The 1,175-nt window shown below is 57.9% G+C and carries 1 protein-coding gene; it reads right to left on the minus strand.

Annotated features, from left to right (window positions below; translation table 11 throughout):
• On the minus strand, positions 1-1,175 hold a 1,175-nt coding region (locus ADADOO_RS02910; protein WP_511274861.1), incomplete at both ends, for a hypothetical protein.

Consider the following 1,175-nt stretch of genomic DNA (forward strand, 5'->3'; position numbering starts at 1 on the left):
GACGAGGAATCGCCACGGATGCCATCCCATTGCGCCTTGACGGCAACATTCCGCATCACGTCCCAGCGCATGCCGGCAAATGTCGTCTGCTGGTCGGAACGCGAATCCTGCATGACGTAGGCAGCGACGGCGCTCGGTGCCTTGCCACGCGACCTCGAGAGCACCCAGGAATAGCCAAGATAGGGCGTAACTTCGCTAATCCGGTAGCCGACCAGCGCATATCCGCCATCCGAACTCTCCAGGGCCCTACTCCCCTGCTCGATGTGGTTCAGCATCAGTTGCGCCTGCCAGGAGCCATGGTCGTATACCAGACCCAAAGAGTAGTAATGGGTGCGCGTATCGTGCGTCGCCAGAAAGGCCGCATCCAAAGGCATCAAGGTCAGGCCAAACTGCTTTTTCAAGACCGGGGCGATCGGCAAATCACGCTTGAAAAGGATGTTGGCGTAGCTTCCCCGTAGCTGCCACGGGCCATGTTGGTACTCGAGATAGCCACCAACCATCGGCGAACCTGAAATATCCCACTGTTCGTCAGCCAACGGAATCCTGCCGTCGGAATGGCCATAAAAAGCCTTGGCCCGCAGGATGCTTTCGCCGAGCGGCACGGTAATCGCCGCATCGGCGCCGTGAATACTGTAGAAAGGCAAATACCAGAAGTAATCACCGGGTGGGCGAACCGTCAGGAAGGAATAACCAACCCAGCGCGAATCGGCCATCATGAAAAACTCCGTACCCAGCCGACCGGCCCGCAGGCTCAGGTTGGGAATCGGATCAAATTTGAGGAAGGCCCAGGAAATATCCGGCGTGAAAGTCTTGTCGTAACGATAGCGACTGGTGGCCTGAACAACTGCCTCAAGCTGCGGATTGATACGCCACCCCGCCTGCAAGCCGAGAACGCTGTCAATCAACGCACTCCATTCCTTGCCGACACCTCGGGGCTGGGAAATATCGCGGACGAACTCGACATTATCGGAAGTCGTTCGGGCCAAGCCAAACGTGCCGAAACCATTGATGCTGAATGCCGAATCGGCTTCGGCCATGGCTTGCGGCGCAACGGCAAGGAGTGCTGAGCCGGCAATCGCCAGGAACAACCGACTGAGCGAAGACGCCGGCACAACCCGGCGCAACAGATTGGCAATCGTCATCATGTCGAGATTTTCGTCAGCACGCGAAGCAGA

The sequence above is a fragment of the Azonexus sp. genome, assembly GCF_036170495.1.
Lineage (GTDB): Bacteria > Pseudomonadota > Gammaproteobacteria > Burkholderiales > Rhodocyclaceae > Azonexus.